The 6,863-nt window shown below is 43.7% G+C and carries 4 protein-coding genes; all 4 read left to right on the forward strand.

Going from position 1 to position 6,863, the window contains the following annotated elements:
• The first annotated feature begins 145 nt into the window (after positions 1-145).
• Entirely contained in the window at positions 146-1,156 is a 1,011-nt protein-coding gene (locus VB715_RS13415) for a DUF2235 domain-containing protein (protein WP_323301720.1), read from the forward strand.
• Between the two features lie 48 nt (positions 1,157-1,204).
• Positions 1,205-2,935, forward strand: a complete 1,731-nt coding sequence (locus tag VB715_RS13420) for a cytochrome P450 (RefSeq protein WP_323301721.1) — start codon at positions 1,205-1,207, stop codon at positions 2,933-2,935.
• Between the two features lie 167 nt (positions 2,936-3,102).
• A complete protein-coding gene (locus tag VB715_RS13425) occupies positions 3,103-5,109 on the forward strand; it encodes a lipoxygenase family protein (RefSeq protein ID WP_323301722.1) in 2,007 nt (668 codons plus the stop codon).
• A 131-nt stretch (positions 5,110-5,240) separates the two neighbouring features.
• Positions 5,241-6,707, forward strand: coding sequence for a protein kinase domain-containing protein (locus VB715_RS13430; protein WP_323301723.1), 1,467 nt, complete (start codon positions 5,241-5,243; stop codon positions 6,705-6,707).
• Positions 6,708-6,863 lie beyond the last annotated feature (156 nt).

A 6,863-nucleotide genomic window follows, 5' to 3' on the forward strand; every position in this document is an offset into this window, starting at 1 on the left:
TCCTAATGTAACCAAAAAGTTACAAAAAAGGGTGGAACTTATCCATAGTTTAAGTTATATAAATTTATATAAATATACCAAAAATTGTCCAATTTTGCGCCGTATCATCAGGTCAATAGCATCCTAAAATTGGAAAAACTTACCCATGAAACGCCTTATTGTCTGTTGTGATGGGACTTGGCAAGACTTAGAAAGTCCTTATCCAAGTAATGTGGTTAAACTGACTCAAGCAATCAAACCAGTGGCTAGTGACGGCATACCACAGATCATCTTTTACGATGCAGGTATCGGTACCGAAAGCCAAAAGCTTTCAGGAGGTACGGCGGGAGTAGGCATCGACAGAAATATACAAGATGGCTATCGATTTCTCTGTCTTAACTATACACCTGGGGATGAAATTTATCTCTTTGGGTTTAGTCGGGGTGCATACACAGTCAGAAGTTTAGCCGGGATGATTTACTGTTCCGGACTCGTCAAACGACCTTATGTTACTAATGCGGCCGAAGCTTACGAACTGTATCGTAATCGAGAGGTTAAACCGACAGATAATGAAGCCATTCAATACCGTCGAACCTATGGCGATCGCGTTCCCATTACCTTAATCGGTTGCTTTGATACCGTAGGTGCCTTAGGGATTCCCGTTGTCCCACTTTTGAAAATGTTTCAGCCAATGCTTCATCGCCGCTATCGATTCTATGATACAACATTAAATCATGATGTGCAGAATGCGTTACACGCCATGGCGATCGATGAAATCAGGGAAGTTTTTGATGTGACCCCCATGAAAAAACACCCTAAAGCTGAGAATCAACGGGTGATTCAAAAGTGGTTTCCGGGCCATCATGGTTGTGTCGGTGGTGGTACAGAAGAAAACAGAGGGCTATCAGATACAGCTTTAAAATGGATGATTGATTCCATTGGCAATCTGGGATTAGGGCTAGACTTTGATATTAGTGCTATTCCGACAGGAATTCAACCCGATCATCAATGTCCATTTGATAATAATCCAGGATTTTTTAAATTAGCAGGAATCAAATTTCGTGATGTTGGAGATGCCTTAGAAGAGCTTCATGATAGTACCATTGAGCGAGTGAAAAAGTTTTCAGACTATCGACCCAAAAATCTCGAAAAAGTATTTCACAAAATTGAGAAATAGGGATGTTTTTCATTCCAGATTCTATCTGAAATAGGAGTAAACTCGAAAATGTTAAAAGGTCTAAAAATCGCCTTACAAGCAGACACAGGAAAATGGTTTTCTCGTTGTTATCTATGTCAAAAAACTGTCGGTAATATTCCTGACACAATCACTGTTCATGTTGATGATGCCTCTAAACAGCCCGCAGCACAATTTGAGGTAATTGACGTGGGTAATGGTAAAATTGCCCTCAAAGCAGACACAGGTAAGTATGTAGCACGATGTCGAGGCTGTATCGTTAATGGGGCATATCCAGACTCAGTTACCGTTCATGTTGATGATCCTTCCGCAGGCTATGCCCAATTTACTCCAGAACTCTTAGCTAATGGTAAATACGCCTTAAAAGCAGACACAGGCAAGTATGTAGCAAGGTGTAATGGTTGCTCTCCTGGCTCGGCTGTTCCTGATACAGTAACGATTCATATTGACGACCCCAGTAATGCACCCTGGGCGCAGTGGACAGTGAATTATATGCCCTTTTCTTATTTAGAAAGGTATGACAGTATTCCGGCTGATAATGTGGCAGAAAGAGCGAAACTGGTTGGACAAGCAATGGCGACTGATTCAGCCAACTTCTTCAAAGAAGTAAGAGCTAATCGCCCCATCTTTATCACGCCCCAATTCGTCCTGGTAACTTTATTTCCTGACGTACAAGAAGTTTTCTCTCGTCCAGAAGTTTTCTCCGTGAGATTGAACGCCCCAAAAATGGACCCGAATCACGGGCCGGTTATGCTTTCGAGGGATAACACGGAATTCAACTGGCGAGAAAAGTCCATCATGAAAACCATGTTGGAATGGGAGGATTTGCCCAGAATCAAAAAAGCGGCCGGAGAAGTTGCCAAAGCTGCTTTAGATAAATCAGCAGCCACCGGAAAAATAGAAACCGTTAATGACTTGGCCAAATTAGTCTTGGTGAGAATGTGCGGTGATTATTATGGCTTTCCTGGTCCCAACTTAGAAACGATGTATCGCTGGTCAATAGCGACTCAAAGCGGTATGTTAAGGAACCTGACCAACGATCCCCAAATCGATGCAGCTTGTGTCCAAGCTGGCAAAGAAATGCGGGACTATCTGACCCAACTGCTACCGCAGAAAAAAGCGGTTAACAGTCAATCTTCCGCACCGAAGGACATCTTTACTCGGTTAGCTAAAACTAACTTTACTGACAACGATATTCCCTTTGACGACAGCAGAATTCTCACCAATATGGCTCTTTTGCTCGTTTCTACCCTAGAAACAACGGCTCAGGCCATCGTCCAGTCCCTAGAACAAATTTTACGTCGTCCCGATATCCTGCCCAAAGCAGTACAAGCGGCTCAGGCCAATGACGACGAAACATTAGCTAAATACGTTTGGGAAGCACTCCGCTTTAGGCCCGTGAGTCCCTCCCTGCCTCGCTTTTGTGAATCAGATTACACTGTAGCCGCCGGAACACCAAGAGCAACCCGTATCCCTGCCAAAAGCTTAGTCTTAGTCAGTCTTGGTTCAGCGATGTTTGATGGGGCAATCATTAAAAATCCTGATGAGTTTTCCATTGAACGGCCAAAACATAACTATATGCACTTTGGCTATGGGGATCATACCTGTCTGGGTGAACACATTGGTGCGGTAGTCGTTCCCGAAGTCATTAAACAAGTCCTGCTACGTCCAGGAGTCAGAGTGATTCCTGGGGATGAAGGGAAACTTCAAGCTCAACCCAATGCCATTCTCAAGGGTTTTGTCATTGCTTATGACCGGTAAATTGAGGTTTGTAGTAAGCCTTTTAAGGCTTGAAAGCTATGTATAAGAAAGGCTAAAGCCTTCACTACGAACTTTTCTATTGGTATTTAACGCTAGATAAAGTCTGCGATGAGCAGCAATCAGAAATAATCAAAATAGTCAGATCAATTCAGGAGCATTGATTAATTATGTCCAAAACAAAAACGATTTTCGATGAATTAAAAGCTGCATTGGTATTGAAAGTAATCAATACCCCCTTTGCCCAGAAATTAATCTCAGAAAAATACGCCAAAAAAATCTATAAATCCCAAGAGGATCAACCGACAAAACCCATCGAACAATTACATAAAGCCACGGGTCAATTGGTTTTTATCGATACTAACAAGCCATTGCACAACATAGAATTGGAGGTGTGGGACAGAGACATCGGCACACCGAGTGATTATTTAGGCAGAGGTGTAACGGATCGAAATGGTCGCTTTGAAATATACTATGATCCTGATAAAGCAGGGTTCAAAGATGCACCAGATTTAGAATTAAGAATCATTGACAATCGTGTGAAATTTGATGCTGACAATCAACCTATTTATACCAATCGCCTTGCCTACATTATCAAAGGTGACGACAATGTAACCCAAAAATCCTATGACTTCGGAACTTTAAGCATTCCTTACTGGACTTATGACCCAGAAAGTCCCTTTGCACGGATATTAATGCCTAATCCAGAAGAAACCCCCGATAATTATGCGATTGGGCGCATATTTCAAGCCTATGAGGCAGCTAATACCCTAACCCCCATTAAAGCTAAGCACGTCATTGCTAATAACCTCAATCCCAAAGAACCAAGTCTCGCCAAAATTCAAGGGGATTATCCCCCGAATTTAACTATCAATTTAGATCGGGAAAATCCCCATTACACCAGAAGTGATGAATATTTTGTCTTGCGGATTCTTAATGGGATGAATCCTTGCTTACTGAAACGCAATAAGAGTAATCCTAATCAGTTTAAAGTGACTTTCAATTGGGATACCTACGAAAAAGATACTGAACACGATCTCAGTAACGTAGAAGCCTTTTTTGAATTGAAAGATGGTAAAATTGTTCCTACCGCCATCACGATTCAAAACCGCTATCCTGATTCCTTTGCTCCCCATTCTCCCCTCGAAGATCCGGTAACTTCTACCCCCAATGACCCGGAAAAGTGGCTGCAAGCAAAACGCATTTTCCGTAGCTATTCTTTCTTTATGGGAGAAACGGTTGAGCATTATTCTAAAGCTCATGTGCAGATGGAGCAGTATGCAGTAGCTTTTTTCCGCAACTTGCGAAAAAATCCGATCCGTCTGATGTTAGCTCCCCACTTAAAGAGTATTATTAACATCAATCGCCGTGGGGATGTTTTACTCGTACATCCGACTAGCGGATTATTTGTTACCAATGGTCCCCTAACTTATCCAGGATTTTTGCAAATCTGCAAGGAAGTGGTGGCAAACTACGATTGGAAAGGCTGGAAACCTCGTCAACCTGTCTGTGAAGATCATACCTATGCCAAAGCAGCTAATCTCTATTGGCAGATTTTAACCGAATACATCGACGGATTTTTTGAGAAGCATAAGGAAGGCATTGCGGAGGAATGGGTAGAAATTCGTCGTTTTTCTGAGGATTTGGTGGAGCATAGCCTGGCTTATCAACCTGTGCAAGGAATTATGGCCAATACGGATAGTGATTACGAATGGTACGACGTGAGTGAATTGGATAAACCAGATATCCCCAGAACGACCATTGATGGTACGGTGAAGGTTATCCGACCAATTACTGTCTCAGATAGTCCTAATCCAGCCGATATCGACAATTTAAAACAGTGTTGCCGTTATATCATCTTCCATCTGACTTTTTGGCACACCTGGGTTAATGATTCTCAATCCGATGAGGGTGGAGAAGTTGTCTATAGTTCAATGGGATTACGCAATGGTAGCTTTGGTGCTGAAAATGATCCGGCGATCGCACCTGATCCCATAGAATGCACCAATCAACTTTATTCCGTCCTTGTCTTAAATGGCATTAAGTACGGCTTAATTGTCAAAAATGAAGATGATGATGTTCCTGAAGAGTTGAGAACAGCTTTGATTAATCATAAAGATCAATTTGCTGATTTAGGCATCGATATTGGCAATATCCGTACTTTAATTAACATTTAGTGCCTTATTCGGGTGGGCAATGCCCACCTAAAAAATAATATCCCTACCGTCTAAATCGTCTAGTGACAAGGTTTAGCTACAATGAATCTAACTTGTCTCCTTTGGGCAATAGTAGGTTTGCCTTGTCTTTCATGGCTATTTCTGTACTAAGTAATCGTTATCAAATTCTGGGAACCTTGGGTAAAGGCGGTTTTGGAGAAACTTTTCTCGCCGTTGATACTCATATGCCCTCTGCAAGAAAATGTGTCATTAAACAACTGAAACCCGCTGTCCGCTCTTCTGAAATTCCCGATTGGTTAAAAGAACGATTTGGGCGAGAGGCGGCTATCTTAGAAGAATTAGGAGAAAATCACCCCCAAATCCCCGCCCTTTATGCCTATTTTTCAGAAGATGGGGATTTTTATCTCGTTCAAGAATGGATTGAAGGCGAAACCCTCACCCAAATTCACCAACGACAAGGCAACCTCTCGGAAACCCAAATTAGAGAGATTCTGAGCGGTATTTTACCCGTTCTTGATTACATTCATAGTCGCCGCATCATTCACAGAGATATCAAGCCTGATAACATCATTATGCGGGCCAGCGATGGTAAACCCGTCCTGATTGATTTTGGCATTGTCAAAGAAGCCGTGGCCACTGTCGTCAACCCTAACGGACAGACTGCTTATTCCGTCGCCCTGGGAACCCCTGGCTATATGTCCCCAGAACAAGCGGCCGGCCGTCCCGTCTATTCCAGCGATTTATATAGTTTAGCCCTGACTATAGTTTTTTTACTCACAGGCAAAACCCCCCAATATTTAGATACTGACCCCCACACGGGGGAAATTTTGTGGCGAAAAGATGTCCCCGAACTCCATTCCAATTTAGCAACCGTCATTGATAAAGCTTTGCGGTTTCATCCCCGCGATCGCTTTACCACCGCTAAAAAAATGTTAGCGGCCTTACAAGTCAATAGTTCAACCGTCACGGCAGCAACCATGGTGGTTAATCCAAAAGATTTATCTCCCCCAGTCACCACCCCAACTCCTCAACCCATCACCCATACCCCAGAAACAATCGAAATAGAAACTCCTTGGACATTGTTGGTTTTAGGGTCATTTTTAGCTGTTAGTGCCATTATTGGGGGATTAACCCTAGGTTTCATCTTGGCGACGAAAGAGCGATCGCAGCCGAAACCCACCCCCTCAACGGTGATAGAATCTCCTGAACCTGAAACTTTTCCCACTCCTGAACCCAAACCCAGTCCTATCCCTCGTCAGCGTAATAATCGTTATCCTCAACCCCAACCCTCTCCCACTCCAGAACCGGAAGTTTCCCCAACCCCAGAACCGGAAGTTTCTCCCACTCCAGAACCGGAAGTTTCCCCAACCCCAGAACCAGAAGTTTCCCCAACCCCAGAAGCGTCCCCCACACCCCAACCGACTCCCATTCCTGAAACGACCACCGTTGTACCTATTCCCGTCGAACCCCCTCCCCAAACTAATACCCAACCACAAGGCACAAGTCCCAAACCACCCCAACCAGAACCCGTCCCTTCTCCTGATGATTTACTACCCCAAGCTCCTCCGGCCCCCATTGCACCGAAAAAAAATGAGTAGCTAATTGATACCTCCTTGGGAACAATTAGGGGAATGATGCCTTGACACTCCCACCGTCAAGCTGACGCTGTGACGGGGGATTCTTGGTTCACAGACTCGCCATCACCTGACAGGATTTCTCCAACCAAGCCAGAGGGCAAATCTCCCCAAGCTTTA

Source organism: Crocosphaera sp. UHCC 0190, assembly GCF_034932065.1.
Lineage (GTDB): Bacteria > Cyanobacteriota > Cyanobacteriia > Cyanobacteriales > Microcystaceae > UHCC-0190.